The sequence below is a fragment of the Halomonas sp. M1 genome, from assembly GCF_029581375.1.
In the GTDB taxonomy this organism is placed as follows: Bacteria; Pseudomonadota; Gammaproteobacteria; order Pseudomonadales; family Halomonadaceae; genus Vreelandella.
The window spans coordinates 2,895,538-2,921,042 of record NZ_CP121119.1 but is presented as its reverse complement, the minus strand read 5'-3'; the positions used below and the strand labels follow the sequence as shown (position 1 = coordinate 2,921,042).

At 54.3% G+C, this 25,505-nt stretch carries 28 protein-coding genes and 2 rRNA genes; 10 read left to right on the top strand and 20 right to left on the bottom strand.

Annotated features, from left to right (window positions below):
• Window positions 1-9 precede the first annotated feature (9 nt).
• From P8S54_RS13475 to P8S54_RS13420, 12 genes are all read right to left on the bottom strand, one after another.
• Window positions 10-489, bottom strand: coding sequence for a prepilin-type N-terminal cleavage/methylation domain-containing protein (locus tag P8S54_RS13475; RefSeq protein ID WP_281442135.1), 480 nt, complete (start codon window positions 487-489; stop codon window positions 10-12).
• A complete protein-coding gene (gene pilV, locus P8S54_RS13470; RefSeq protein WP_281442134.1) occupies window positions 486-896 on the bottom strand; it encodes a type IV pilus modification protein PilV in 411 nt (136 codons plus the stop codon). Before pilV ends, P8S54_RS13475 begins: the two co-directional genes overlap by 4 nt.
• Window positions 896-1,291 (bottom strand): type IV pilin protein, encoded by a 396-nt coding sequence (locus P8S54_RS13465; RefSeq protein WP_281442133.1) that lies wholly within the window; start codon window positions 1,289-1,291, stop codon window positions 896-898. Before P8S54_RS13465 ends, pilV begins: the two co-directional genes overlap by 1 nt.
• A 64-nt stretch (window positions 1,292-1,355) precedes the next feature.
• Complete coding sequence (ispH, locus tag P8S54_RS13460; protein ID WP_281442132.1) at window positions 1,356-2,336, bottom strand: 4-hydroxy-3-methylbut-2-enyl diphosphate reductase; 981 nt, start codon at window positions 2,334-2,336, stop codon at window positions 1,356-1,358.
• Window positions 2,337-2,391: 55 nt separating this feature from the next.
• Complete coding sequence (gene fkpB / locus P8S54_RS13455; protein WP_009097963.1) at window positions 2,392-2,835, bottom strand: FKBP-type peptidyl-prolyl cis-trans isomerase; 444 nt, start codon at window positions 2,833-2,835, stop codon at window positions 2,392-2,394.
• A gap of 54 nt (window positions 2,836-2,889) precedes the next feature.
• On the bottom strand, window positions 2,890-3,423 hold the full coding sequence (gene lspA, locus P8S54_RS13450; protein WP_009097964.1) for a signal peptidase II: 534 nt from the start codon (window positions 3,421-3,423) through the stop codon (window positions 2,890-2,892).
• Window positions 3,416-6,247, bottom strand: coding sequence for an isoleucine--tRNA ligase (gene ileS / locus P8S54_RS13445; protein WP_281442131.1), 2,832 nt, complete (start codon window positions 6,245-6,247; stop codon window positions 3,416-3,418). The genes lspA and ileS overlap by 8 nt, the downstream gene beginning before the upstream one ends.
• A gap of 7 nt (window positions 6,248-6,254) precedes the next feature.
• Window positions 6,255-7,292 carry a bifunctional riboflavin kinase/FAD synthetase gene (gene ribF / locus P8S54_RS13440; RefSeq protein WP_281442130.1) on the bottom strand — a complete coding sequence of 346 codons (1,038 nt, stop codon included), beginning with the start codon at window positions 7,290-7,292 and terminating at the stop codon, window positions 6,255-6,257.
• A gap of 120 nt (window positions 7,293-7,412) precedes the next feature.
• On the bottom strand, window positions 7,413-8,990 hold the full coding sequence (gene murJ / locus P8S54_RS13435) for a murein biosynthesis integral membrane protein MurJ (RefSeq protein ID WP_281442129.1): 1,578 nt from the start codon (window positions 8,988-8,990) through the stop codon (window positions 7,413-7,415).
• Window positions 8,991-9,083: 93 nt separating this feature from the next.
• On the bottom strand, window positions 9,084-9,350 hold the full coding sequence (gene rpsT, locus P8S54_RS13430) for a 30S ribosomal protein S20 (RefSeq protein WP_009097974.1): 267 nt from the start codon (window positions 9,348-9,350) through the stop codon (window positions 9,084-9,086).
• A gap of 243 nt (window positions 9,351-9,593) precedes the next feature.
• On the bottom strand, window positions 9,594-10,052 hold the full coding sequence (locus P8S54_RS13425; protein ID WP_281442128.1) for a DsrE family protein: 459 nt from the start codon (window positions 10,050-10,052) through the stop codon (window positions 9,594-9,596).
• A 50-nt stretch (window positions 10,053-10,102) separates the two neighbouring features.
• Window positions 10,103-10,750, bottom strand: a complete 648-nt coding sequence (locus P8S54_RS13420; protein ID WP_281442127.1) for a rhodanese-like domain-containing protein — start codon at window positions 10,748-10,750, stop codon at window positions 10,103-10,105.
• A gap of 232 nt (window positions 10,751-10,982) precedes the next feature.
• On the opposite strand from P8S54_RS13420, the gene P8S54_RS13415 reads away from it, so the two are divergent.
• Complete coding sequence (locus P8S54_RS13415; RefSeq protein ID WP_281442126.1) at window positions 10,983-11,939, top strand: tetratricopeptide repeat protein; 957 nt, start codon at window positions 10,983-10,985, stop codon at window positions 11,937-11,939.
• Here the strand turns inward: P8S54_RS13415 and P8S54_RS13410 are convergent, their stop codons facing one another.
• Window positions 11,940-13,103, bottom strand: coding sequence for a PatB family C-S lyase (locus tag P8S54_RS13410; RefSeq protein ID WP_281442125.1), 1,164 nt, complete (start codon window positions 13,101-13,103; stop codon window positions 11,940-11,942).
• 37 nt (window positions 13,104-13,140) lie between these two features.
• Between P8S54_RS13410 and P8S54_RS13405 the strand changes: the two genes are divergently transcribed.
• On the top strand, window positions 13,141-13,572 hold the full coding sequence (locus P8S54_RS13405; protein WP_009097983.1) for a hypothetical protein: 432 nt from the start codon (window positions 13,141-13,143) through the stop codon (window positions 13,570-13,572).
• 2 nt (window positions 13,573-13,574) lie between these two features.
• Here the strand turns inward: P8S54_RS13405 and P8S54_RS13400 are convergent, their stop codons facing one another.
• A complete protein-coding gene (locus tag P8S54_RS13400) occupies window positions 13,575-13,931 on the bottom strand; it encodes a hypothetical protein (protein ID WP_281444105.1) in 357 nt (118 codons plus the stop codon).
• A 115-nt stretch (window positions 13,932-14,046) separates the two neighbouring features.
• Here P8S54_RS13400 and P8S54_RS13395 point away from each other — a divergent pair, with 115 nt between their 5' ends.
• The 5 genes from P8S54_RS13395 (at window position 14,047) to P8S54_RS13375 (ending at window position 16,811) form a co-directional block, all read left to right on the top strand.
• Window positions 14,047-14,853 (top strand): hypothetical protein, encoded by an 807-nt coding sequence (locus tag P8S54_RS13395; protein WP_009097987.1) that lies wholly within the window; start codon window positions 14,047-14,049, stop codon window positions 14,851-14,853.
• A 59-nt stretch (window positions 14,854-14,912) separates the two neighbouring features.
• A complete protein-coding gene (locus tag P8S54_RS13390; protein WP_009097989.1) occupies window positions 14,913-15,320 on the top strand; it encodes a thioesterase family protein in 408 nt (135 codons plus the stop codon).
• Between the two features lie 44 nt (window positions 15,321-15,364).
• The gene (locus P8S54_RS13385) at window positions 15,365-15,667 is read left to right on the top strand and encodes a hypothetical protein (RefSeq protein WP_009097991.1); all 303 of its coding nucleotides are present in this window, start codon (window positions 15,365-15,367) and stop codon (window positions 15,665-15,667) included.
• Window positions 15,668-15,679: 12 nt separating this feature from the next.
• Window positions 15,680-16,201: a DUF501 domain-containing protein gene (locus tag P8S54_RS13380; RefSeq protein WP_281442124.1), complete on the top strand. Its 522-nt coding sequence runs from the start codon at window positions 15,680-15,682 to the stop codon at window positions 16,199-16,201.
• 64 nt (window positions 16,202-16,265) lie between these two features.
• Window positions 16,266-16,811 carry a TIGR00730 family Rossman fold protein gene (locus P8S54_RS13375; RefSeq protein ID WP_281442123.1) on the top strand — a complete coding sequence of 182 codons (546 nt, stop codon included), beginning with the start codon at window positions 16,266-16,268 and terminating at the stop codon, window positions 16,809-16,811.
• 62 nt (window positions 16,812-16,873) lie between these two features.
• Here P8S54_RS13375 and P8S54_RS13370 read toward each other — a convergent pair whose 3' ends face one another.
• Window positions 16,874-17,386: a hypothetical protein gene (locus P8S54_RS13370; RefSeq protein ID WP_281444104.1), complete on the bottom strand. Its 513-nt coding sequence runs from the start codon at window positions 17,384-17,386 to the stop codon at window positions 16,874-16,876.
• 28 nt (window positions 17,387-17,414) lie between these two features.
• Complete coding sequence (locus P8S54_RS13365; protein WP_281442122.1) at window positions 17,415-17,909, bottom strand: sel1 repeat family protein; 495 nt, start codon at window positions 17,907-17,909, stop codon at window positions 17,415-17,417.
• Between the two features lie 249 nt (window positions 17,910-18,158).
• Between P8S54_RS13365 and P8S54_RS13360 the strand changes: the two genes are divergently transcribed.
• Together P8S54_RS13360 and yaaA are read left to right on the top strand one after the other, a co-directional pair.
• Window positions 18,159-19,190 carry an NADP(H)-dependent aldo-keto reductase gene (locus P8S54_RS13360; RefSeq protein ID WP_281442121.1) on the top strand — a complete coding sequence of 344 codons (1,032 nt, stop codon included), beginning with the start codon at window positions 18,159-18,161 and terminating at the stop codon, window positions 19,188-19,190.
• 133 nt (window positions 19,191-19,323) lie between these two features.
• On the top strand, window positions 19,324-20,103 hold the full coding sequence (gene yaaA / locus P8S54_RS13355; protein WP_281442120.1) for a peroxide stress protein YaaA: 780 nt from the start codon (window positions 19,324-19,326) through the stop codon (window positions 20,101-20,103).
• Between the two features lie 11 nt (window positions 20,104-20,114).
• Here yaaA and P8S54_RS13350 read toward each other — a convergent pair whose 3' ends face one another.
• Entirely contained in the window at window positions 20,115-20,690 is a 576-nt protein-coding gene (locus tag P8S54_RS13350; RefSeq protein WP_281442119.1) for an isochorismatase family protein, read from the bottom strand.
• 141 nt (window positions 20,691-20,831) lie between these two features.
• On the opposite strand from P8S54_RS13350, the gene P8S54_RS13345 reads away from it, so the two are divergent.
• Complete coding sequence (locus P8S54_RS13345) at window positions 20,832-21,686, top strand: Tim44-like domain-containing protein (RefSeq protein ID WP_009098006.1); 855 nt, start codon at window positions 20,832-20,834, stop codon at window positions 21,684-21,686.
• Window positions 21,687-21,795: 109 nt separating this feature from the next.
• Here P8S54_RS13345 and P8S54_RS13340 read toward each other — a convergent pair whose 3' ends face one another.
• The 3 genes from P8S54_RS13340 to P8S54_RS13330 all read right to left on the bottom strand — a co-directional run bounded on the left by P8S54_RS13340 (window position 21,796) and on the right by P8S54_RS13330 (window position 25,382).
• Window positions 21,796-21,981: a hypothetical protein gene (locus P8S54_RS13340; protein WP_281442118.1), complete on the bottom strand. Its 186-nt coding sequence runs from the start codon at window positions 21,979-21,981 to the stop codon at window positions 21,796-21,798.
• A gap of 278 nt (window positions 21,982-22,259) precedes the next feature.
• Window positions 22,260-22,375 (bottom strand): 5S ribosomal RNA (gene rrf, locus P8S54_RS13335).
• Window positions 22,376-22,490: 115 nt separating this feature from the next.
• Window positions 22,491-25,382, bottom strand: a 23S ribosomal RNA gene (locus tag P8S54_RS13330).
• Between the last annotated feature and the right edge of the window lie 123 nt (window positions 25,383-25,505).

Below are 25,505 nucleotides of genomic sequence, written 5' to 3'. Positions count from 1 at the left end.
CTTCATACGTTAAAACTTACGCTCCATCACATGAAAAGAGAGCGTCTCTAGACCGTCACCACGCTTAAAATCAAACGTAAAGTGGTAAAAACCATCTAAGTCCTCGCCATCTAGCCCTTTTGCTAGGCTTACAAACCTACCTGTATCGCACTCACCTTCATCTTTATAAGGTGCCAGCCCGCCTATAATCGGCTGAGGTGACCCACCGTTGCGGCGAGCCCTAATTGAGCACTCCTCAGGATTATCCGTTGTCTTGGACAGAATGTAGGTATAGTCCCTTTTGTTTTCGCTTTTGCGGTAATCATTGGCTAAAACGGTCGTCGCAAACACCACTGCTTCCTGTTTACGACTTAACTCATCTACTTTTTTAAAGGTTTGAAACGTTGTGAGAAAAAGCTGCCCAGCACCCAAAATAATCACTGTACCAATGGCCATAGCGACCATCAACTCAACAAGGGTAAAGCCTGTTTGGCGTTGGTTAAGCATCATCCGTTACCCAGATTCGGCAAACGAAATGTATAGCTAAATATTTCGCCAGCACTGGCTGACTCATGCTCGTTCAGAGTCACCATGATATTGAACTCACACTCTGCTGCGTTCGCCTCAATAACTCCGGAAAAGTGGCGAATCGGCGTTTCACTACCCGAAAACCAGTGGTCTTGCCACTCACTTTCTACATTATTGGCCATCTCTGAACAGCTGTTGCCCTGCGCCAGTTGCGCCCAAAGCCTCTCCTGAGCATCTACAGCAGCAAGCGTGACGACCGAACGTTGATAACCGGCGGTGGCGCTTTGTAGTGCTTTTAGCTGCATCGCAGCTACACCGATCAAACCAACAGAAAGCACCAAAAGCGCAATAAGTGCTTCAATCAGCGAAAATCCTTTCTGGTGTTTCATTACCAGCAGGCCTCGGGTAAACGCTCCCCTCTCGCATTTAGAGTTATATCGCTAGGACAGCCATCTGAGCGCTGGGTAGTCGCAGTTAATATGTAGCCGCCACTAGGGGTGTCAGATGAGATACTGTAATGGCCATTGGGCGAAGTATCCATCTCTAGCTCACACCCGTCATACGTATAGTTACGTGAATAACACCGCTCCATTTCTGAAGCGGCTTGCAGGAGTGCAGTCTGTCCATCAGAGCGGACGGAGCGCTCAACGTAGCGGGTGTAATTGGGGTAGGCGATGCTTGCGATGATCCCGACGATGACCACCGCAATCAATAATTCGATGAGGGTAAAGCCGCGCTGGTGCTTACTGACATGATCCGCACGGCAATCAACAACGTAAGACACTAAGCGATGCTCCCGTATCAGTTAACTCATACTTTGAGTATGTCGTAAACTGATACCGTTTGCATCACCCGCTTACAATCACTTGTTCACGCAGCTCTTTGGGCATAGAAAAGGTAATATTTTCCTCACGCCCCTGGAGTTCAACGGGTATCTCTGCGCCAAACGTTTGCAGCTTATCAATGACGCCCTTCACCAATACTTCTGGCGCGCTGGCACCCGCTGTTACGCCAATACGGCTAACGCCCTCAAGCCATGCTGGCTCAATTTGGTCAGCATTATCGATTAAATAGGCAGGCGTGCCCATACGCTCAGAAAGTTCGCGCAGGCGATTGGAGTTGGAGCTATTGGGGCTGCCAACGACCAAGACCAAGTCACTATCCGCCGCTAATTCGCGCACTGCATCCTGGCGGTTTTGAGTGGCATAACAGATATCATCTTTGCGCGGCCCCTGAATCTCTGGGAATTTCTCCCGTAACGCGTCGATCACTTTGGCAGTGTCGTCCATCGAGAGCGTGGTTTGGGTCACAAACGCCAGCGTAGAAGGGTCGTTGACCCCTAGCTTCGCCACATCCTGCTCATCTTCAACCAAGTAGATCTGGCCACCGTGGGAGGTATCGTAACGCCCCATGGTGCCTTCAACTTCCGGATGGCCTTCGTGACCAATCAAAATGCATTCCTGTCCACGCTTAGCGTAGCGCAGCACTTCCAAATGCACTTTGGTAACCAACGGGCAGGTCGCATCGAAGACTTTAAGGCCACGCTGCTCAGCCTCCTGTTGTACGGCACGAGAAACACCGTGGGCTGAGAAAATCACGATCACATCATCGGGCACTTCATGGAGTTCTTCGACAAACACGGCGCCCCGCTCGCGTAAGGTTTCAACCACAAAGCGGTTATGAACCACCTCGTGGCGCACGTAAATGGGCGGGCCAAAGACATCTAGCGCGCGGTTGACGATGTCGATCGCACGATCCACGCCAGCGCAAAACCCGCGCGGGTTCGCCAGCTTAATCTGTATTGGCTGAGAGGACTCTGATGACTGCATAAAAGCGCCTTGATGCAACCTGCATCGCCGGTTAAGTGAAAACTCGTTCTTACAATCAGTGTTTGGTGATGGGCGTAACGTTTAGCACATCCACTTCAAACGTCAACGTACGCCCAGCTAATGGGTGATTAAAATCAACCTCTACTCGGTCACCGTCAATGGTTTTGACCACGCCAGGCAACTCCGTTCCCGCTTTATCGGCAAATGACATCACCATGCCAATCTCTGGCTCTTCATCACCAAAATCAGCACGCTTCAGGGTTTGGATATTTTGCGGATTATGCTGCCCAAAAGAGTGCTCAGGGGTAATCTGAAACGACCCACTCTGACCAGCGGCCATGCCTTTAATCGGGTGCTCAAAGCCGGGCGGCAAGTTGCCATCGCCATACTGGAAGGTGGCGGGGGTTTTCTCTTTGGTGGAATCGACTACCGTGCCGTCTTCCAGCTTCAGCGTGAAGTGCAGGGTAATTTCCATACCGTCGTCGATCAGGTAATCCATAACGTTCCTCACGGTCGTATGCAAAGATTGTATCAGCGATATAGATAGGCGCCGTTACGCCGCCTTTTTGCGGCGTCGATCACCCATTATCGACTCCCAAATTAACCCTATTGCCCCCAGCGTAATACCGATATCCGCCACATTAAAGGCAGGGTAATACCAGCCAGCAGCGTGGAACGATAAAAAGTCCACCACGTAGCCGTGTACTAAGCGGTCATAGAGGTTACCCAGGGCACCGCCAATAATCAGCGGCAGGGCAATCGCTAACAGTTTTTCATCGGCCCTCAGGCGGGAAAGCCAGATGGTCAAACCAATGCTGGCACCTACGGCTACCGTGGCAAAAAACCAGCGCTGCCAGCCGGGGTGGTCTGCCAAAAAGCTAAACGCAGCACCTGGATTATGCAGCAGCGTCAGGTTAAAAAACGGCAGCACCTCAACGGGCTGGGCATAGTTTAAAAAGTGACTAGCCATATATTTGGTCAGCAAGTCCAACACGATGACTGCCACGGCCAGCCAAAGCCAGCGCAGCGGGCGCCCCATGGGCGGCCGCTGCTGTTGATCGTTCATCGTTGATGCGGCATTAGGCATAGTAACGAATCTCGCCGCTGCCTTCGGGCAGGTTGCTGATGCAGCGACCGCATAGATCCGGATGCTCAGCATGCGTGCCTACATCCGCACGGTGGTGCCAGCAGCGCTCGCACTTCTGGTGTTCGCTTCCGCTAACCGCCACTTTCAAACCTTCAAGCTCGGTGCTTTCAGCGCTGGCGGCATCCGCTAGCGGTGCGAGATGTACTTCACTGGTGAGCATAACGAAGCGCAGCTCGTCGCCCAGCTTGGCAAGCGTGGCGTTCAGTTCATCGCTGACGTAAAGCGTGACTTCCGCCGCTAGGCTACCTTTGATGACTTTGGCATTACGGGCATCTTCCAGGCACTTGTTCACCGAGTGCTTCACTTCCAGCACTTGCTCCCAAAAAGCACGGCCTAACTCAGCACTATCATCTGAGGTTCCAAGACCGGTGTAGTAGGTTTCCAGCAGGACGCTGTCGCCACGCTCGCCGGGAATGTGCTCGTAAATCTCTTCGGCGGTAAACGACAGAATTGGGGCAACCCAGCGGCTTAGCGCTTCGACCACATGATAAAGCGCCGTTTGCGCGCTGCGGCGGGCCAGCGAATCCGTTTGGGTGGTGTACTGGCGGTCTTTGATGACATCCAGGTAGAAACCGCCTAACTCACGTGCACAGAAGCCATGCACCTGCTGGTACACATCCAAGAAACGGTACTCTTCATAGGCTTTTTCGATGCGCCCCTGTAGTTGTGCCGCGCGGTCGACTACCCACTGATCCAACGCCAGCATATCGCCAAAGGCCACTTGATCTTTCGCCGGATCAAAACCGTTCAGGTTTGAAAGCAAGAAGCGTGCGGTGTTACGGATGCGGCGGTACACATCGGCGGTGCGCTTCAAGATTTCATCAGACACCGCCATTTCACCGGAGTAGTCGGTCGAGGCAGTCCACAGGCGCAGAATGTCTGCGCCCAGCTTATCCATTACGGTTTGCGGCGCAACCACATTGCCAATCGACTTCGACATCTTGCGACCTTGGGCATCGACCGTGAAACCGTGGGTCAGCAGCTGACGGTACGGCGCATGGCCGTCAATCGCTGCGCCGGTCAGTAGCGACGAATGGAACCAGCCACGGTGCTGATCCGACCCTTCCAGGTACAGGTCAGCACGCGGACCGCTTTCATGGCCATGGGGGTGCGAGCCGCGCAGTACGTGACGGTGCGTGGTGCCGGAGTCAAACCAGACATCCAAGGTATCGGTGACTTTGTCGTACTCAGCCGCTTCAGCACCCAAGAGCTCAGCAGGGTCGAGCTTAAACCACGCCTCAATGCCCTCTTGCTCTACGCGCTTGGCCGCCTCTTCCATCAGCTCAACCGTCTTCGGATGCAGCTCGCCGGTTTGCTTATGCAGGAAGAACGGAATCGGCACGCCCCAGTTGCGTTGGCGAGAGATGCACCAGTCCGGACGATTGGCAATCATGCTATGCAAACGCGCCTGCCCCCATGCAGGGGTAAACGCGGTGGCCTCAATGCCTTCCAATGCCCGTTCGCGTAGGGTTTTGCCATCTTTCCCTTTGATATCCATGCCCACAAACCACTGGGCGGTAGCACGGTAAATCACCGGTGATTTATGGCGCCAGCAGTGCATATAGCTATGCTTGATAGGCGTATGCGCCATCAGCGCGTTCACTTCGCTCAGCTTCTCGACGATATGCGGGTTGGCTTTCCAGATCATTTGGCCGCCGAAGAACGGCAGGTCATCCGCATACACGCCATTACCCTGCACCGGGTTGAGCATGTCGTCAAAGCTCATGCCATGCTCGCGGCAGGTGATGAAGTCATCCATACCGTAGGACGGCGCGGAGTGAACGATGCCCGTGCTGCCTACCTCAGACTCAACGTAGTCCGCTAGATACACCGGCGAAAGACGATCGTAGAACGGGTGACGGAAGTTAATCAGGTCCAGCGCCTTACCTTGGGCAGTGGCGATAACGCTACCGGTCAGCCCAAAACGCTCTAAACAGCTTTCCACCAACTCTTCTGCGAGCAGTAGCAGACGTTCGCCAGTATCGACTAGCGCGTAGGTAAACTCAGGGTGAACGTTCAGCGCCTGGTTAGCGGGAATTGTCCAGGGCGTGGTGGTCCAGATGACCACTGCCGCAGGCTTGGGCAATTCGTTTAGGCCAAAGGCCGCTGCCAGTTTGTCAGCATCTTCTACGGGGAAAGCCACGTCGATAGCGTCCGATTTTTTATCGGCGTATTCAACTTCCGCCTCTGCCAAGGCCGAACCGCAATCAAAGCACCAGTTAACCGGCTTTAAGCCTTTGAACACGTAGCCCGCATCGACCATATCCGCCAGCGCACGGATTTCGCCTGCTTCGTTGGCGTAATCCATCGAGCGATACGGATGATGCCAGTCACCGATAATCCCCAGGCGCACAAAGTCAGCTAGCTGGGTTTCGATCTGGGCACCGGCGTAGTCACGGCACAGCTCGCGGGCTTTATCCGCAGCTAAGTGCTTACCGTGGGTGGTTTCTACCTTGTGCTCAATGGGCAGGCCGTGGCAATCCCAGCCCGGCACGTAAGGTGCGTCGAAACCTGCCAGGTTTTTGGATTTAACAATAATGTCTTTGAGGATTTTATTAACGGCGTGACCAATATGAATGCTGCCGTTGGCGTAGGGAGGGCCATCGTGCAGAACAAACAGCGGCGCGCCTGCCCGAGTGTCGCGCAGGCGCTGATACAGGTCCATATCCTGCCATTTTGAAACGCGCCCTGGCTCCTGCTTCGGCAGCATGCCGCGCATGGGAAAGTCGGTTTCTGGCAAGTTTAGCGTGTGCTTATAATCCATAGTCCGGTCAGCCGTCGTTAGCATCGGCGGGGTCATCCGCCGAAGAGAAATCAGAAGAAGCGGTCTCACGCCCAAGCGGGGCCGAGGCCAGCGGAAGAGAATTCATGCAACCAGCATCCGCTGCCACAAAATAGCGGCGCGCTCTGGCCTGATCGTGTTCAATTTGCGTTTTTAGCGCGTCAAAACTGTCAAACTTCGCTTCCCCGCGTAACTTTGCACAGGGGTATACCGTCAACCGCTGGCCGTAAAGATCGCCGGAGTAGTCCAACAGATGCACTTCCAGCGTGGGCCGTTCAGCCCCCACTGTCGGTCTAAACCCGACATTTGCCACTGCGGGGTAGCGCTGTCCATTAGCCAGCTCGGCCACCACAGCAAACACACCACGCAGCGTTAACGGCTGAGGCATCAGCGGCAGGTTAGCGGTGGGCACACCAATAGTGCGCCCTAACTGCTGATCGCGTACCACACGACCATGCAGCGAATAAGGCCTGCCTAGTAGACGCGCAACCGCGTCAAAGTTACCGCTTGCCAGCAAGGTACGTACTCGCGTGCTGGAGACCCGATCGTCATCGACTTTAAAGGTACGTGTATGCTCAACGCCAAACCCTGCCACTTGCCCGACCGTTTCAAGCAGGTTGAAATCACCTTTGCGGTCACAGCCAAAGCGGAAGTCGTCGCCGACCACTAAGTGCTTAACCCCTAAGCCTTCAATCAGCACCTGATCGATAAACTCACGTCCGGTTAGGCTGCGCAGCGTATCGTTAAACGGCAAACACAACACCTGTTCGGCGCCGTGGTCACGCAGTAGGCGTACTTTCTCACGCAGGCGGGTGAGCCGTGGCGGGGCTTGGTCTCCGGCAAAGAACTCCCGCGGCTGAGGCTCAAACACCACGACGGTCAGCGGCACATTCAGGCGTGCAGCATGCTCACGACACTGTTCCAGAATCGCCTGATGGCCGCGATGCACCCCATCGAAATTACCGATAGTCGCAACGCAGCCACGTTGAGCCGCTGTCAGATTGTGCAGTCCTCTAATGACGCGCATGGCACCTCTTGCCGTTTTAAAAGCGTTTGCCGTTTAAAAGCGTTTGATTATAACGAAGGCGCTGATTAGGTGCAGGCGAAGATTACCTTCACTCTCATCTTAACCACTCCTTTTTTCGCCTTAGCTATTCATCTTAAAATGACGCAGCCGTAGGCCAAGCGCTGTCAGCCATACAAAATAAAGCCCGCCCCCGAGCACCACTAACCCCGCCACCCAGCGAATGCGCTGCCACAGTTCAAAATCAAGCCAAGCCTGCCAATCGGGGGCTGCAAGATAAAGCGCAATACTCATCAGTGCGCTACCGCCTACCAGCTGGACTGCGTAACGCCCCCACCCCGGCTGGAAGACAAGCACCTTTTGGCGGTAAAGCAGGTAACCCAACATGCCGGCGTTTAAAAACGCTGACAGCGCGGTGGCCAGGGCCAAGCCAGCGTGGGCTAATGGCCAAACCAGTATCAGGTTAAACACCATGTTGGCCACCATGGCGATAATGCCTACCTTCACCGGGGTTTTCGTGTCCTGACGGGCAAAAAAGCCCGGCGCTAACACCTTAATCAGCATAAAGGCCACCAACCCAAAGGCGTAGGCCCGCAGGCTCATGGCGGCCATTTGAATATCGTGGTCGGTCATCGCCCCATAGTGGAACAGCGTTATCAAAAACGGCTCGGCTAATACGGCCAGCGCCAAGGCGGCAGGCATGCCCAGTAGCAGCACCACCCGAATGGCCCAGTCCAGCATCGCCGAGAAGTGTTCGGTGGATTTATCCGCGTGGCGCTTAGAGAGCGCGGGCAAAATAATCGTGCCAATCGCCACGCCGAAAACCCCCAGCGGCAGCTCAACCAGCCTATCCGAGTAGTAGAGCCAGGACACGCTACCTGCCACCAGTAACGACGCCAAGATAGTATCTAGCAGTAGATTTATCTGCGACACCGAAACGCCAAACAGCGCGGGAGCCATGAGCTTTAAAATACGCTTCACACCCTCATGGGCAAAATTGGGCCATGGCGTAGGCAAAAGCCCCAACCGGAGCAAAAACGGCACTTGAAACGCCAACTGGGCAGCACCTGCGATGAGCACACCCCAAGCGAGTGCCATGGCGGGCTCTTCCATCAGCGGCATTAAAAACAGTGCTGCGCCAATCAACGAAAGGTTGAGCAGCACCGGGGTAAAGGCAGGCACCGCAAAGCGGTTCCAGGTATTCAGCACACTTCCCGAGAACGCCGTTAACGAGATGAGCAGTAAATAGGGAAACGTCAGGCGCAGCATATCGGCGGTCATCGCCAACTTTTCTGGGTCACGGCCAAAGCCAGGGGCAAACACCCACACCAGCCAAGGCGCTGCTAACATCGCAAAGGCGGTTATTAGCGCCAGCATAGCCGTTAAACTGCCCGCCACCGCATTTAGCAGCTCGCGGATCTCCTGTTTACTGCGCTGGGTGGAGTACTCGGAAAGCACCGGCACAAAGGCTTGGTTAAACGCTCCCTCGGCAAACAAGCGGCGCAAAAAATTGGGAATCTTAAACGCCACAAAAAACGCATCAGCACCGTTTCCCGCGCCTAGAAAGGTGGCCACCACCACATCGCGTACCAAGCCCATCACCCGCGAGAGCATTGTCATGGCGCTAACCACTAACCCCGAGCGCATTAGCCCTCGGCGCTGGGGAGGCATGTTAGCTTGGGGTGGCGTGTTCGCGGTCATCACTCAATCCATAGAGACACAGGGTTGCCTTGGGCGGTGCTTTAGACACAAAAAAACCGGCCGCAGCCGGTTTTTTATAGGGCGTCTGCCGACTTACGCCGCCAGAGCCTTAATGCGCTTGTTCAAGCGACTTTTCAGACGTGCTGCTTTCTTTTTAGAAAGAACGTCTTTGTCAGCGATACGGTCAACAACCGGCTGCATGACTTTGAACTCTTCCATTGCTTTGCCATGGTCGCCGGTGTTGATCGCTTTGATCACACGCTTAATGTAGGTGCGGACCATGCTGCGCTGGCTAGCTTTCAGGACGCGACGAGTCTCGGCCTGGCGGGCGCGCTTGCGTGCTTGCTTGCTGTTCGCCACAGGTATCTCCTTGGAGAATAAAGGTTGCCGCCAATAAACGGCAACGGATTAACTATGTGTTTGTCGGCTAGGCATTTGCCACAGCGCGACGTTTCCGTAACAACCAATTGATTTGAAAGGATTTTAAGCGCTTCCAAATAGTGTAACGAGCAGTCTAAAGGCTGCCCGTTCACGGGTCTTGTCTGAGAGGATGGCATAGTCTATCACGCGCAAAGCGGCCTTACTAGCAACTGTCAATACCTTTTAGAAGCTATACACCGGAATAGCGGGGTCACGCATCATCTCTGCGATTTCGCCCGGCGCGGCAACGCCCACTCCGTCAAGCAGATCCTCTTGAGTGTAATCGGTGTTGGGCAAATAGATCGCGCATACGTCCACACTCACCCCTTCACCCATCAACATTTGCAGCATACCTTCTGGTTTAACCTCTCCAGCAGGGTTGCTTGGCGGGGTCTTTACCGCCTCGTCACTGTAGAAACCCTCTACCGCCAAATCGCCAGCAGCATCGCATAGCAGAATGTGTAAGTCAGTGCCCTGTTGACGCATGGCATTGCCTAAAATCATCGCCATCGTTTGTGTTTGCACGGCGTCACTGGTCAGCACCATCAGTGCCTGATCGCCCTGCTCGCCATGTTGATCTGCTACTGCCAATGCCGGTAATGCCAGCGCCAGTGAACCTGCTATAAATGTCAGCTTACGCATCGTCTCTTCCTTTCATTAATCATAAAAAAGCGTGTTTTAACGCGTTGTCGTTACTGCGATTCATACCATGCAACGTCTGGGTCAATTTCATAGCTCCAGGGCAACCCCGAATTGCGCCAGCCGTCCCGCGCCCGCACACCCTTGGAGTCACCTTCAGAAAGCGTGCCACCTTCAAAACCGTCACTTACAGAATAGACTTCTGAGAACCCCATCTCGGCAATGGCGTCCGCCGCAGGAGCGCTTCGCGTCGCGCCTGAGCGACACATAACGATAATCGGGGTATCTGCACTGGCGCGATGCGCCTCAAGGGCAGCAGCCACCTGAGCCTCAAAGTCGGTATTACGCACCATTGGCCACGTACTGCCCTCTTTATCGAACTGCGCGGTGTCTGCTAACACCCAGGGCACGTGGATATCAGTAGGCTCAGCAAACCCCGTAAATTTGATTTCAACCGGATCCCGCACATCAATGAGCAGTGCGCTTTCATTTTGCTCCAGCAGCTCGAACGCTTCTCGGGCCGTCACGTATAACCCTAAATTTGTCTCTCTATAGGTAGGGGCATCATCTGCGTTAACCACGCCAGCACCCCCGGCCAGTAAGGCAAGTGAAGCAGCTAGCCCTACTAAGCCTCGCGACAAAGAGGATGACCCTAACGCCAACGCGTTTTTGTAAGCGCCTTTATCTATACAGCCATTCATAACAAAAACCTCTAATTAAATAACTTATTTGAATATGCTAGTACAAATAGCGCTGGGTGCAACTGTGGCGTGTTGTCACTCGACAAAAGCATGAGCCATGTCAAAAAACACAGCGTACCGGTTCGCTACGCGTCGCTGCAGCGGGGTTTATTTCTACCTGCTTCCTTGAATCCACTCGTTGCTGCCTGCATATCTATCTGTAACCTTTATTCATGCGACGCAGAGTTTACCCATGTCCATTATTGATCCCCGTACCGGCAACCCGCTTACTGCGGAGCCCGCCAACACCGCTAGCGCAGGAGAGAGTGCGAACGCACCCACTGAGCGCCCTTCAGTCACCCCTGAAGAGGTCATCATTGAGTTAAACGCAGCGAATATTCAGCAGGTGCTGGAAGCTTCTATGCAGGTGCCGGTATTACTAGGCGCCTACTCCCCAACCGACAACACCTGCAGCACCCTCCTTGCAGTGCTGGATAAACTGGCGGTTGAGTACGCAGGCGCGTTCTTGTTGGCCAAGTTAGACATCGCGGCAAATCCAGAGATTGGCGGGCAGCTTGGCGTACGCTCGGTTCCCGATGTAAAACTGGTTAGCCAAGGCGGCTTAGTGGATGGCTTCCAGGGCGCTCTGCCAGAAAAAGAGGTGCGTGAGTGGCTAAACCGTTACTTCCCAGCGCCGGGTGATGCGCCCCCCAGCCCCGAAGAGCAGGCAGAAGAAGCGCTGAATGCCGGCGATACCGCCGCCGCACGGGAGATTTATCAATCCCTGGTCAGTCAGTACCCAGAGCACTACGCCTATCAGGTCGGCCTCGCCCGCGCCTTGGTGGCTGAAAAGCGTGGTGATGATGCCCGTAGCGTGCTGGATAACCTGCCCCCTGAAGAGCGCGATGCGGCTCCCGCACGCGGGGCACGCGCCAGTATAGAGTTTAGCGAGCAGGCGCTTTCCAGCGAAGAAGTCGCGGCGCTAGGTGATCGCCACGACAGTGAGGCGCAGTACCAACGTGCGCTGCGGCAGGTGGCGGATGGCCAATACGATGCAGGGCTAGAAGCACTGCTGGCGTTAATGAAGCAGGACCGCGCCTATAACGACGACGCAGCCCGAAAAACGTTGCTGCAGGTATTTGATGCGCTTGGCGCCGACCACCCGCTTACCGTCACCTATCGGCGCAAGTTGTTCGCACTGCTTTATTAATCAGGCTTTTAACAGCCGATCCATGCGCACTAACGCCGCTTCCAACTGGGAAGCGGTGGTGCCAAAGTTAAGCCGCACAAACCCTGGGCAGCCAAACGCAGCGCCATCGGAAAGTGCTACACCCACCTGCTCAAGCAGTGCTTTAGCAGGCGAATCACCTAACCCCGCTTGACGCATATCGAGCCACGCTAAATAGGTGGACTCAGGCGGGCTTAGCGCCACCCCAGGCCATGATGCGACGCGCGCCTCTAAGCTAACGCGATGCTCCCGCAAGACCTCCAAAAGCGCCTGACGCCAGGACTCACCGTTACGATACGCCGCCTCCGCAGCAACTAAACCCAGCACGTTGCCATCTGGCAAAAAGCCTTTCGTGGCCGCAGCGAAGCGCTTACGCAGCGCAGCGTCCGGAATAATCGCGCAGGCGCTGGTAAGTCCTGCAAGATTGAACGTTTTTGATGGCGCCCACAGCGTGATGGTTCGTTTAGCTAACTCAGGAAACATCGCGGCCAAGGGCCGATGACACGCATCTTTATCCAACAAAAGATCGCAATGCAGTTCATCAGAGACTACCCACAGGTCGTGGTGCTCTATCAGCTCCGCCAACTGGCTAAGCTCGTCCTCACGCCACACCCGCCCGGTAGGGTTATGCGGATGACACCATAGCAGCAGCCGAGTTTGCGGGGTGATGGCGGCTTCGAGCGCGTCAATATCCAGCTGCCAAGGCTCGCCAGCAGCCGCTGGCTCGGCTAACATCGCCTGTTGTGCTAACCGCCCCGTACGTTCGGCAACCGCCAAAAACGGTGGGTAGATGGGCGCAATGGTAAGCACGCCTTCCCCGGGCTGAGTCAGCGCCATGGCAGCAAAATGTAGCGCTGGCACGACCCCGGGTAGCCACAACTGCCAGTCAGCGTCAATGGGCCAATCGTAATGGCGCGCGCTCCACTGGCAAAGAGCTTCTGTTAGCGTAGCGGGAACTTCGCCATAGCCGTAAACACCGTGCTCAACCCTCGCTTTTAGGGCATCAACCACCGCCGGTGGGGAGCGAAAATCCATATCCGCTACCCATAACGGCAGTACCTCAGCATCATAACGGTGCCACTTTTGCGATGCATAACCCCCTTCGGGGTGGCGCCGCTCAACGGGCGTGGCAAAATCAAACGCCATAACGAATCTCACTTATTGATGGGAGTAGATACCGAGCATGCCGCAAGATGACTTTTATACCAAGACGCGCGCTGGGCTTTCGGCGCTGTTGCGGCAGTGGCGCTCGCTTGGTCAGGCCGATGCCAACCAGCTAGCGCTCATCCTGGCTGAAACCGCACGGGTCGCAAAGCTGGGCACCCCGGACGCGACGCCCAGCGGCGCGACACTTGAACAGTGGAGTCAAGATGAGCACGGCGACATACCTCTTTGGGCGCCACGTACCGCCGTGTTCCTACTCAACCAGATGCCCGCCCGCCCCACCCCACAAAGCGAAGCGGAAGCCTGCGCGTGGGCGTACTGCTGGCTGCGCAACCGCTCCTTTGATTCGCTTCAGGCGGCTCAAGATGCACTACCCGCACACTTAAAAGCGCCTTTAGAAGATGCTTTAGAGGCCGCATGGCGCGACCAGCAAGGGTTACGCTTAGCCTGACATCAACGACGCTTACGCACCGACGACTTGGGCTTGAACCCCGCCGGTTTGGTGGCCAGCCACGCTACAAAGGCGCTGATCTCAGCATCCTCTTTCAAAGCGTCAAGCGTGGCAAAATGATCAGCTAGCTCCCGCTCGCTGTAGAGCCGATGAATATGCTTATGACAGGGATGGCAAAGCCACACAATTGCGGTTAAGCGCTCCTCCCGGCTATGACGCTTTTGATAGCGTGGCTTGTTATGCAGGGTACGCGGTATCAGGTGATGCTTGGTTAGTGGCGCAGCGCGTAGGCAAAGCTCACAACCGACGGGCTTTGGCGGTGGAGAGAGCAGATGAGCACTTGGCTTGTTAGAACGCATCACGATCGTGGCACCCCCGCACGCAGGCAGCGCAAAAATGAATCAATGCATCAAATAGTGTTACGCAAACGGCACAACGATAATAACGGCACAATAATATGAAGGAAATCACCTCATGATAGAAGTTCCACTGACTTGGCAGCTGGCTAAGCTGAGCCTTTCAATTGGCATGGTGCTGGGGTTGGGCGCCATTGCAGTGCGTGCTAGCCCACGTATGGCCGGACTACTTGCAGGTTACCCACTAGGCACCGCGCTGGCGCTTTTTTTTATCGGCTTAGAGCTATCTCCCGAATTTGCGACCCAAAGCGCGGTTCATACCTTAGCGGGCTTTACCGCGTCCATGGCCCTAGGGGCAGGCTATCTTGTGATGGGCCGCCAGCCAGGTCTAAAGGGGGTTTTAAGCGGCGTAGCGGGAGGGCTTGTTGCTTGGCTAGCAGTGAGCAGCGTGCTTGCCCAGTTCAACTTTAATCGGGTCAGCGGCACGCTGGTGACCCTCGTCGCTATTGCCGTTTTTAGCTGGCTGTTTCGCACTGTACCCGATGTTAAAAGCCCAGCTAGCCGAGCGTTTACCTGGCCTGCGCTAGCAGCTCGCGCAGGACTTGCGACAGCCATCATTTTTACAATTACACGCCTAGCACATTGGTTACCACCGGAGTGGGCAGGCACCCTGGCCGCTTTTCCTGTCACCATGCTGCCATTTCTGCTGATTTTGCATCTCAATAATGGGCACGCCCCCGTAGCCACCGTCATCAAACACTACCCCATGGGGCTGGGCTCACTGCTTAGCTACACCCTATGTGTATCTTATACCTACAGCACCATGGGGCTTTTTTGGGGCACCTTGGCAGGGTTTGCTACCGCCACCCTATGGCTGCTTGGTTGGATGCAGCTCACCGCTTGGTATCAGCGTCGCACCACTTGACCAAGCGCTTGTTAGGGGTAATTCTGGCTAACTTAAACCACTAATAATAAGGATACCCAATGTTTACTCGCACAATTGAGCCTGCCTTTTATGATACCGACGCGCTAGGCCATATTAACAATACCCGCTTGCCCGCGTGGTTTGAGCTGGCACGCAATGACCTGTTTAAATTATTCACACCAGACCTTAATCCTAAGCAGTGGCGCTTAATCATGGCACGCATGGAAGTCGACTACCGAGCTGAACTGTTTTACGGTCACGATATCGAACTACGTACCTACCTGACACGCTTAGGCACTAGCTCTTTTACGGTGACTCAGGAAGCACGACAGCACGGCAGGCTCACTAACCTCGGCCACACCATACTGGTGCAGTACGACCATCAAGCAAAATGCGCTATGCCGATTGAGGGCGAGCTGCGTGAAGCACTGCTAGCGCACCTGCATGACGCACCAGAGCCTGCATAACGTTCATTCCCGCCGCGCGCGTTGCGGTATGCTGGGAGACCGCCATGGCGATCCGTTATAACCTTTGGATAGATCCCGACAATACGGCGCAACACCAGGCCGTAGAGGCAGATTTAGAGCGTTTCTTTATGGAACGCTTTGCTGATTACCCCCATATCCGCTTGTTCGGCGCCGACCCCTACGATTATGATGCCCCGTTCAACCGACTGTACGACGCGCTAATGGCGCGAGCCGCCGAATACTGTGAGCGGACATGGCGCTATGTAGCCTCTCCTGAGCAGCTTAACCGCTGTTTTTTCCGCGCCGTTGGCCGCTCAAATAAATTTATTCAAGACGACCGAAAGTGAGAGAACTGCGCAATGGTAATTCGTACCGACCAAGCCCCCGACGAGCGCCAATTGGCGATTATTACGCAACAGCTCGGACGGGCTCCTCGCGGTATTGAAGCCGTTGCTGCCACCGATTCTAAAGGCACGCCTTTAGTATTACGGATGGCGCCTATCGTGGATGGTAAGCCCTTCCCGACCCTTTACTGGCTCTGCTCAGAGCTACTTAAAGTCGAAATTTCACGCATTGAAGCGGTGGGCGTCATTAAGTCGCTGGAACAACGGCTTCAAGAAGAGCCTGATTTTCTGGAGGCGTACCAAGAGAGCCACCGCGACTACGTAAAGACACGCTGGGCGTATATGAGTAATGCTCAGCGTGATGAAGTCGCCATGTTGGGTTACACCGACGTACTCACCGAACGCGGTATTGGGGGCATTAGCAACTGGCAACAGGTGCGCTGCCTGCATACCCAATACGCGCACCATTTGTGTGGCAATAACGCCGTTGGACAGTGGATGGACGAGCACTACCAGGTTGCAGACTGCCTAGACTAACCTGCTCCGTCAAAACGCCATCAAATTACATCACTCTATTGATTGTTATAAGGACCCTCTCACTATGTCACGCATTTGTGTCTACCTCGGCTCACGAGAAGGCAATAGCCCTGTATTTTGCCAAGTGGCCCGCACGCTTGGCGCAGCGCTAGCAGCTCGGGGGCACACGCTTGTGTATGGAGGCGCACGTATTGGCTTAATGGGCGAACTAGCTAATGCAGCCCTTGAGGCCGGCGGTAAGGTCATTGGCGTGATGCCAGATCATCTTGTGGAACGAGAACAAGCACATTTCGGCCTGACTGAGCTGATTCGCGTACCCAATATGCATGAACGCAAAGCCACCATGGCCGCCAACGCTGACGCTTTTATTGCCCTGCCCGGCGGTATTGGCACTTTCGAAGAGCTGTTTGAGATATGGACTTGGGGCTACTTAGGGCTTCACGACAAGCCCATGGGGCTACTCGATACCGAAGGCTTTTATGCACCGCTGCTGACCTTTCTAGACAACACCGTTAGCCATGGCTTTTTAGCCCAAACAACGCGCAATATGCTGGTGGACGCGCCAACGCCTATTCAGCTACTAGAGATGCTAGAGGGGCAGTTACAGTAAGTAGCTCAAGCTGCAGCAAGAGCCAACGCCAACGCGCAATGGGCCGAGGGTAAAAACGCGAACTAACAGCGTGGATCCCCGGTAAGCTGAAGCGTTCGTTGGTAGGTTAGCTGCAGCAAACGGGCATCTTCTCCAGCCCTGTGGCGGTGAATGCCCCGCTCAGCAATCACCGCCTCTTTAGTATCGCTCCATAGGGCCTGCTGCGCTTCACTGAGCAGGATACGCAACGCCTCTAAACGAAAACGGGGCAGTAGCTCAGCATGATGAAAAAGTAGCGATAGCCAAGTATTATCGTATCCCCAGCTATCGCTGTACGCTTTTCCTACCTCGCGCAACTCATCATTAAGCCAACGTGCCACTTGTTGTACTGGGTAGCCCTCCTGGCGCAAGCGCTCTCGGGAAATCCCATGCAACAATTCTGCTTTAGGATCCCAGTGGGTCCACTCCTCTAACGGCTGAATAAGAAACGCACAGCAGCTACCGTCAGCACGGGCAATACCAACTTCAATCGGGTAGCTGCCGCGCCCGAATCCGGACGCTTCAATATCCAGCACTGTAGGTAGCGTCTCGGACACGGACTTCCTCATTTACTCATCCTATTGGCTAGGCGGTCGCCAGCTCAGCCTGGGACTGACGGTCGGCCAAACCTTGCCAGTAAGCCGCCTGTTCACTATCTATCGCCAAGCCTAGCTCGCCAAGGCGATAAGCTCGGGCAAGCCTTTCAGCTGCCAGAAAGTGCCCAGACTGAGCGGCCCGAGCATACAGAGTAACCGCATAATCCTCACGACGCGGATACTGTACACAGCCGTGCTCATGAATGCGTGCGGCTTGGTACTGAGATTTTATATCGCCAGCCTGAGCAGCCTCTAACACGTAGCGTGCCCCACGTGCTTTGTCATGGGGTGACTGGCTGCGATGAAACAGCATATGGCCGTAAATAGACAGCGCATCAGGATGCCCCGCCTCTGCACAGCGCTTGAATAACTGCATCGTTAAACGTTGCGTGCGTGGCGAGCGCGGCAGTAGCCAACGCGTATGAAACAGCTGCTCGGCGAGACGAAATTCTAGACGAGTAAACAATGATGATGCCTGCGGCATGGCAAACCACCTTGCCTATCTGTTGAGATCTTCGGCTAACAGTCGGTTCCACTTTTGACAGCTAACCATACGATTAACCAGCGTTCAGCTGGTCGATGGGCTGGCAAGCATACGCCTGCCTTTGCGTCGACTCAACCCTATTGATTTGCTGCTTTTGGAGAGCCTCGCTAACATGCCACTCACACGCTGATATTCACGGCGGAGATAACGCTTATCCTGAGGCAATTTCGCCTTATAGAGGAGATAACAATGCAAACTCGCCCACTCGGCAGAACCGGGATGGAGGTCAGCCGACTCTGCTTAGGTACGATGACGTTTGGCGAACAAAACAGCGAAGCGGAAGCCCATGAGCAGCTCGATCGCGCAGTAGCTTTTGGTATCAATTTTATCGACACCGCTGAAATGTACCCGGTTCCGCCAAAGGCAGAGACCCAAGGCTTAACCGAAGCGTATATCGGCAGTTGGTTAAAGGCTCGCGGTTCGCGTGATGATGTCATTATCGCAACGAAAGCAGCCGGCCCGGGCCTAGACCACATTCGTGGCGGGCCAAAGATGAGTCGCGACCACCTGCATCAAGCTGTTGATGCCAGCCTTGCAAGGCTCAACACCGATTATATCGACTTGTACCAACTCCACTGGCCAGACCGTAACACCAACTTTTTTGGCAAGCTTGGCTACACTCATAAAGAGCAAGAAGACGCCACCCCACTGGAAGACACGCTCGCGGCGCTAAAAGAGCTAGTGGATGCCGGAAAAATCCGCGCTATCGGCCTTTCCAATGAGACGCCCTGGGGCGTGATGCGTATGCTGCAGCTCGCCGATCAGATGGCGATGCCACGGGTCGCCTCCATCCAGAACCCCTACAACCTGCTAAATCGTACGTTTGAAGTGGGTTTGGCTGAAATCGCTCACCGTGAGGATGTTGGCCTACTCGCCTACTCGCCGCTAGGGTTTGGAGTGCTCTCGGGTAAATACCTTAATGGGGCGCAGCCACCTAAGGGTCGCCTCACTCTCTATGAGCGCTTTAAACGTTACACCTCACCAGAAGCAGAGGCCGCAACGCAGGCTTACGTTACGCTTGCCAAGGAGCACGACATAGACCCGGCTCAAATGGCGCTGGCGTTTGTTAACTCTCGCCGTTTTTTGACCAGCAATATTATTGGCGCCACCACAATGGAGCAGTTGGAAAGCAATCTCGCCAGTGAAAGTATCAAGCTTGATGAAGAAGTGCTCGAAGCTATCGAGGACATTCATCGCCGAATGCCGAACCCCTGCCCGTAGGCGCGGTTTATGGCGCCAAGCGCTAGGCGGTCAAACCACCTCACTATCATACCGATAGCCTCGGTCATCGCCGAGGCTTGGTATAATCATCGCACGTATTTTCTCTCTTCTGCCACGGGATAAGGAGCAGGCTATGCTGAGCGTTATTTCCCCTGCAAAAACGCTAGACTTTGAAACGCCCTCCACTACTGATCAGGTCACCCAACCGAGCTTCCTTGAGTACAGTAAGCCTCTGATTGAGATTTTGCGTGGCTACTCACCGCAACAGCTTAGCGATCTCATGGGTATCAGCGATAAGCTGGCAGGCCTGAATGCTGCGCGTTTTTCAGATTGGCAGCCACCCTTCTCTCTAGATAATGCCAAACCTGCCGTACAAGCCTTTCAAGGCGATGTTTACACTGGGCTAGACGCCAGCTCATTTAGCGACGCTGATAACCAGTTTGCACAGCAACACCTGCGCATTCTATCCGGCTTATATGGCTTACTACGGCCACTAGACTTAATACAACCCTACCGGCTGGAGATGGGCACCAAACTGCCTAATGGCGCTGGCAACGACCTTTACGCGTACTGGAAGCCAACGTTAACGCAAGCGCTTAATAGCGCAATTGCAGAAAGTGGCTCCAAGGTGCTCGTTAACCTGGCCTCAAACGAATATTTCAAGGCGATTGAGACTAAACAACTTAGCGCGCGCGTAGTGACGCCCGTCTTTAAAGATGAAAAGAACGGCACCTTTAAGATCATCAGCTTCTATGCCAAAAAAGCGCGCGGCTTGATGAGCGCTTGGATTATTCAGCAACAAATTAACCATCCCGATCAGCTAACAAGCTTTCAAGAGGCCGGATATCAATTTGATGCAGCTGCCTCCCAGGGCGATACACTGGTCTTTACCCGCAAAGAGGCTGATCGTTAATCACTTAACCATTAGAAAAACGTCACTGAGCGGGGCGAACGCGGCTTGAGAAAGCGCTGATGCACCTCTTTAAAAGTGGCTGTGTCACAACGGTGCAGCCACTCATAAGCGACCATGTCCGCAGTGACCGCTACCGCACCATTAGCACAGGCGCGCTCGCGGGCTAGTCGCGCTTCATCTTTCCGGCGGCTCGCCGTCGCTTCACTAAGCCAAAACACCTCATAGCCTGCCTCAAGCAAGCCAAGCGCACTCTGCAACACACAGATATGCGCTTCTGTTCCGCATATCACTATTTGCCGCGCCCCTTGAGCTTGTAAGGCGTCGACAAACTCAGGCTCTTCCATCACGCTGAAATGGAGTTTTTGCCACACCTTGTGCTCGCCTAACGTGCTCAACAGAGAAGGCGCCGTACCTCCTAACCTTTCTGGATACTGCTCGGTTAGCCATACGGGTACCTGCAGTGCCTCGGCAACACCCGCCAACCAGCCAGCCTCTTCTAGAGCGGCTTCGCCACCCTCAATAACGGGCAGCAATCCCGCTTGAAAATCGACGACTAACAACAGACTTTGTTGATGATGTAAGCGCACTTTTTCACCTTATTTTTGTCTTTATAAACATTCTCAGAATAACCTACCTAGCAAGTTACACGGTAAACTAGCCACTTATTATTTTCTACATAGCGCCTCGGCGCATACCGTCAATTCCAACGTTCTCATCGGAGAAATAACATGTTACGACAGTTTTTTGTCATGCTGCTGGTCAGCGTCATGGGCTTCAGCGCAGCCATTGAGCACGCCGAAGCTCGCCGTATGGGTGGAGGTGGCAACGTGGGCAGCATGTCACGGTCAGCGGATCGCCCAGCGAGCGCCCCCCAACAGCAGCAACAGGCTCAGGGGCAACAGCAGGGCCAAGCAGGCGCTGCCGCGGCACGTAGAGGCGGTATGGGGGGCATGATGGGCGGCCTACTCGCAGGCGGCCTGCTAGCGGCACTCTTCTTTGGCGGCGCCTTCGATGAGCTGCGCATCATGGACCTCTTGGTGATGGTAGGCGTGGCCGCTTTAGCCATTTTCGCTTTCCGTGCATTTATGCGGCAGCGACGCCCCGCATCTGTTAGCTCTGCTGCTGGCTACCAACGCGAACAACAGGAACCAACACCGGCCGCTACCAACTTCTCAGCCGCACCCGGCAGTTTAGCCAGCGGCCTGCAGAGTACGCCCGCCTGGTTTGATAAAGAGCGTTTTTTAGGAGGTGCCAAAGAACACTTTATGACGCTTCAACGCGCCTGGGATAATAACGACCTTAGCCAGATCCAGGAGTATGTAACACCTGAGCTATATAATTTATTACGCCAAGAGCGCACCGAGCACCCCGATGACAACTCCACCGAGGTTGTTAAGCTTTTTGCCGAGCTTGGCGACGTAAATGAATACGACGGATATGCCGAGGCAACCGTTATATTCCATGGGGTTTTAGAGGAAAATGGTGAACAGACCGAGTTCAACGAAACCTGGCATCTAACGCGGGCAATGCGCGATGACGCACCTTGGTACTTGCAAGGCATTGAGCAAAACCCTGGTGCCTAAACCACGCCCTACTTTTTCACGTTAATAAACGCAAAACAGCCGCTTTAAGCGGCTGTTTTGGTAAGTATCGAGACTAATCCATCTCGTTATTTACTAAGCTACCAGACTATTATTCGGCAGCTTCTTCTATGTTCTCGCCCATCTCTTCGATACTTTCACCGGCGCTTTCCATGCTTTCATCAATACTTTCACCCGCTTCTTCTGCTGGGCCTTGATTATCGCAAGCAGCTAAACCACCAACCATCATCGCCATCAATAGTGCCATCACTAAATTCTTGGTTACTTGCTTACTCATATTGCCTCTCCTCCTGAGATAGAACTTCATAATAACTACTCAGCTATATTAATTGCCAAGGAGCCTACAACACCAGCTTAACCTGGTAACTCCTTGTTATTAAGATTATTAAAACATTTGTTTTGATCAAAACCCTATAAGCTCATGCCCAGTGCCTGACGATGTCTGGGCCGGTCATCTGGGCGCCGGGCTTCCGGGATGCTCCCTGGAGAGCCCCCTTTTTTCTTCCACGCACACAAAAAACCCAGCCTGTTGGCTGGGTTTTTTGCGGTATAAGTGCCTGACGATGACCTACTCTCGCATGGGGAGACCCCACACTACCATCGGCGCTAAGCGGTTTCACTGCTGAGTTCGGCAAGGGATCAGGTGGTTCACGCTCGCTATGGTCGTCAGGCGTAACTGGCGATATATATCATGCTGACGTGTTTGTGTGCGTCTCTATCAAGCCCTGGGCTTGATGCGCGTATCCGGTTTTCGTTACTACTACGACCAGACCCCTTGGGTGTTATAGGGTCAAGCCTCACGGGCCATTAGTACACGTTAGCTCAACGCCTTGCAGCGCTTCCACACCGTGCCTATCAACCAGCTGGTCTCGCTGGGCCCTTTAGGAGGATCAAGTCCTCGGGGATGTCTCATCTTGAAGGGGGCTTCCCGCTTAGATGCTTTCAGCGGTTATCCTGTCCGACCATAGCTACCCGGCAATGCCACTGGCGTGACAACCGGAACACCAGAGGGTCGTCCACTCCGGTCCTCTCGTACTAGGAGCAGCTCTTCTCAAACATCCAACGCCCACGGCAGATAGGGACCGAACTGTCTCACGACGTTCTAAACCCAGCTCGCGTACCACTTTAAATGGCGAACAGCCATACCCTTGGGACCGACTTCAGCCCCAGGATGTGATGAGCCGACATCGAGGTGCCAAACACCGCCGTCGATGTGAACTCTTGGGCGGTATCAGCCTGTTATCCCCGGAGTACCTTTTATCCGTTGAGCGATGGCCCTTCCATACAGAACCACCGGATCACTAGAACCTGCTTTCGCACCTGCTCGACGTGTCTGTCTCGCAGTCAAGCACCCTTATGCTCTTGCACTCACTGCACGATGTCCGACCGTGCTGAGGGTACCTTCGTGCTCCTCCGTTACTCTTTGGGAGGAGACCGCCCCAGTCAAACTACCCACCACACACTGTCCTCGATCCGGATAACGGACCTGAGTGAGAACGCCAATGATGCCAGGCTGGTATTTCAAGGTTGGCTCCACTCGAACTGGCGTCCGGGTTTCAAAGCCTCCCAGCTATCCTACACAGGCAACATCAGCGTCCAGTGTGAAGCTATAGTAAAGGTTCACGGGGTCTTTCCGTCTAGCCGCGGGTACACCGCATCTTCACGGCGATTTCAATTTCACTGAGTCTCGGGTGGAGACAGCGTGGCCATCATTACGCCATTCGTGCAGGTCGGAACTTACCCGACAAGGAATTTCGCTACCTTAGGACCGTTATAGTTACGGCCGCCGTTTACCGGGGCTTCAATCAAGAGCTTCGTCCGAGGACTAACACCATCATTTAACCTTCCGGCACCGGGCAGGCGTCACACCCTATACGTCCTCTTACGAGTTAGCAGAGTGCTGTGTTTTTACTAAACAGTTGCAGCCACCTGGTATCTTCGACCGGTTCGGGCTTAGAGAGCAAGTCTCATCACCCTACGCCGGCGTGCCTTCTCCCGAAGTTACGGCACCATTTTGCCTAGTTCCTTCACCCGAGTTCTCTCAAGCGCCTTGGGATTCTCACCCTGACCACCTGTGTCGGTTTGGGGTACGGTCGCACATGATCTGAAGCTTAGAGGCTTTTCCTGGAAGCGTGGCATCAGTGACTTCCTGACCGTGGTCAGTTCATCTCGTGTCTCGGCTTTAAGGTGCCGGATTTTCCTAGCACCTCGGCCTACTCACTTTCACCAGGACAACCAACGCCTGGCTCACCTAGCCTTCTCCGTCCCCCCCATCGCAATCATGTCCGGTACGGGAATATTGACCCGTTTCCCATCGACTACGCCTTTCGGCCTCGCCTTAGGGGCCGACTCACTCTGCTCCGATTAGCGTCGAACAGAAACCCTTGGTCTTCCGGCGAGGGAGTTTTTCACTCCCTTTATCGTTACTCATGTCAGCATTCGCACTCGTGATACCTCCAGCGAACTTCTCAATTCACCTTCATCGGCTTACACGACGCTCCTCTACCGCTCACACCTAAGTGTGAACCCGTAGCTTCGGTACCTGGTTTAGCCCCGTTACATCTTCCGCGCAGGCCGACTCGACTAGTGAGCTATTACGCTTTCTTTAAAGGATGGCTGCTTCTAAGCCAACCTCCTAGCTGTCTGAGCCTTCCCACATCGTTTCCCACTTAACCAGGATTTGGGGACCTTAGCTGACGGTCTGGGTTGTTTCCCTTTTCACGACGGACGTTAGCACCCGCCGTGTGTCTCCCACGCTGTACTCACCGGTATTCGGAGTTTGCCTCGGGTTGGTAAGTCGGGATGACCCCCTAGCCGAAACAGTGCTCTACCCCCGGCGGTAATACGTGAGGCGCTACCTAAATAGCTTTCGAGGAGAACCAGCTATCTCCGAGCTTGATTAGCCTTTCACTCCGATCCACAAGTCATCCAAATCTTTTTCAACAGATCCTGGTTCGGGCCTCCAGTTGATGTTACTCAACCTTCACCCTGCTCATGGATAGATCGCTCGGTTTCGGGTCTATATCCAGCGACTGTGTCGCCCAGTTAAGACTCGGTTTCCCTACGGCTCCCCTAAACGGTTAACCTCGCCACTGAATATAAGTCGCTGACCCATTATACAAAAGGTACGCAGTCACAGAACAAGTCTGCTCCTACTGCTTGTACGCACACGGTTTCAGGATCTATTTCACTCCCCTCTCCGGGGTTCTTTTCGCCTTTCCCTCACGGTACTGGTTCACTATCGGTCAGCCAGGAGTATTTAGCCTTGGAGGATGGTCCCCCCGTCTTCAGTCAAGGTTTCTCGTGCCCCGACCTACTCGATTTCACATGATCAGATTTTCGACTACGGGGCTATCACCCGCTACGGCCGCGCTTCCCAGCGCGTTCGCCTAATCAGTCACATGCTTAAGGGCTGGTCCCCGTTCGCTCGCCGCTACTAGGGGAATCTCGGTTGATTTCTTTTCCTCAGGGTACTTAGATGTTTCAGTTCCCCTGGTTCGCCTCTTACGCCTATATATTCAGCGTAAGATACTCAGCTTATGCTGAGTGGGTTTCCCCATTCAGAAATGCCCGGGTCACAGGTTGTTTGCCACCTCGCCGAGCCTTATCGCAGGCTACCACGTCTTTCATCGCCTCTGGCTGCCTAGGCATCCACCGTGTGCGCTTAATTGCTTGACCCTATAACCCGAAGGAGTCTGGGGTTCGCAATAATAACGATTGCCGGATACGCTTGAGACGTATCACAAAACAATTACGTATAAACACTTCTACGAAGCGTTTATGTCAGCATGATATACATTG

Excerpts from the sequence above, each read along its gene's own strand:
- P8S54_RS13475 (WP_281442135.1), bottom strand. The coding sequence starts at position 489 with ATGATGCTTAACCAACGCCAAACAGGCTTTACCCTTGTTGAGTTGATG.
- pilV (WP_281442134.1), bottom strand. The coding sequence starts at position 896 with ATGAAACACCAGAAAGGATTTTCGCTGATTGAAGCACTTATTGCGCTT.
- ispH (WP_281442132.1), bottom strand. The coding sequence starts at position 2,336 with ATGCAGTCATCAGAGTCCTCTCAGCCAATACAGATTAAGCTGGCGAAC.
- fkpB (WP_009097963.1), bottom strand. The coding sequence starts at position 2,835 with ATGGATTACCTGATCGACGACGGTATGGAAATTACCCTGCACTTCACG.
- lspA (WP_009097964.1), bottom strand. The coding sequence starts at position 3,423 with ATGCCTAATGCCGCATCAACGATGAACGATCAACAGCAGCGGCCGCCC.
- ileS (WP_281442131.1), bottom strand. The coding sequence starts at position 6,247 with ATGGATTATAAGCACACGCTAAACTTGCCAGAAACCGACTTTCCCATG.
- ribF (WP_281442130.1), bottom strand. The coding sequence starts at position 7,292 with ATGCGCGTCATTAGAGGACTGCACAATCTGACAGCGGCTCAACGTGGC.
- murJ (WP_281442129.1), bottom strand. The coding sequence starts at position 8,990 with ATGACCGCGAACACGCCACCCCAAGCTAACATGCCTCCCCAGCGCCGA.
- P8S54_RS13425 (WP_281442128.1), bottom strand. The coding sequence starts at position 10,052 with ATGCGTAAGCTGACATTTATAGCAGGTTCACTGGCGCTGGCATTACCG.
- P8S54_RS13420 (WP_281442127.1), bottom strand. The coding sequence starts at position 10,750 with ATGAATGGCTGTATAGATAAAGGCGCTTACAAAAACGCGTTGGCGTTA.
- P8S54_RS13415 (WP_281442126.1), top strand. The coding sequence starts at position 10,983 with ATGTCCATTATTGATCCCCGTACCGGCAACCCGCTTACTGCGGAGCCC.
- P8S54_RS13410 (WP_281442125.1), bottom strand. The coding sequence starts at position 13,103 with ATGGCGTTTGATTTTGCCACGCCCGTTGAGCGGCGCCACCCCGAAGGG.
- P8S54_RS13405 (WP_009097983.1), top strand. The coding sequence starts at position 13,141 with ATGCCGCAAGATGACTTTTATACCAAGACGCGCGCTGGGCTTTCGGCG.
- P8S54_RS13400 (WP_281444105.1), bottom strand. The coding sequence starts at position 13,931 with ATGCGTTCTAACAAGCCAAGTGCTCATCTGCTCTCTCCACCGCCAAAG.
- P8S54_RS13395 (WP_009097987.1), top strand. The coding sequence starts at position 14,047 with ATGATAGAAGTTCCACTGACTTGGCAGCTGGCTAAGCTGAGCCTTTCA.
- P8S54_RS13390 (WP_009097989.1), top strand. The coding sequence starts at position 14,913 with ATGTTTACTCGCACAATTGAGCCTGCCTTTTATGATACCGACGCGCTA.
- P8S54_RS13385 (WP_009097991.1), top strand. The coding sequence starts at position 15,365 with ATGGCGATCCGTTATAACCTTTGGATAGATCCCGACAATACGGCGCAA.
- P8S54_RS13380 (WP_281442124.1), top strand. The coding sequence starts at position 15,680 with ATGGTAATTCGTACCGACCAAGCCCCCGACGAGCGCCAATTGGCGATT.
- P8S54_RS13375 (WP_281442123.1), top strand. The coding sequence starts at position 16,266 with ATGTCACGCATTTGTGTCTACCTCGGCTCACGAGAAGGCAATAGCCCT.
- P8S54_RS13365 (WP_281442122.1), bottom strand. The coding sequence starts at position 17,909 with ATGCCGCAGGCATCATCATTGTTTACTCGTCTAGAATTTCGTCTCGCC.
- P8S54_RS13360 (WP_281442121.1), top strand. The coding sequence starts at position 18,159 with ATGCAAACTCGCCCACTCGGCAGAACCGGGATGGAGGTCAGCCGACTC.
- yaaA (WP_281442120.1), top strand. The coding sequence starts at position 19,324 with ATGCTGAGCGTTATTTCCCCTGCAAAAACGCTAGACTTTGAAACGCCC.
- P8S54_RS13345 (WP_009098006.1), top strand. The coding sequence starts at position 20,832 with ATGTTACGACAGTTTTTTGTCATGCTGCTGGTCAGCGTCATGGGCTTC.
- P8S54_RS13340 (WP_281442118.1), bottom strand. The coding sequence starts at position 21,981 with ATGAGTAAGCAAGTAACCAAGAATTTAGTGATGGCACTATTGATGGCG.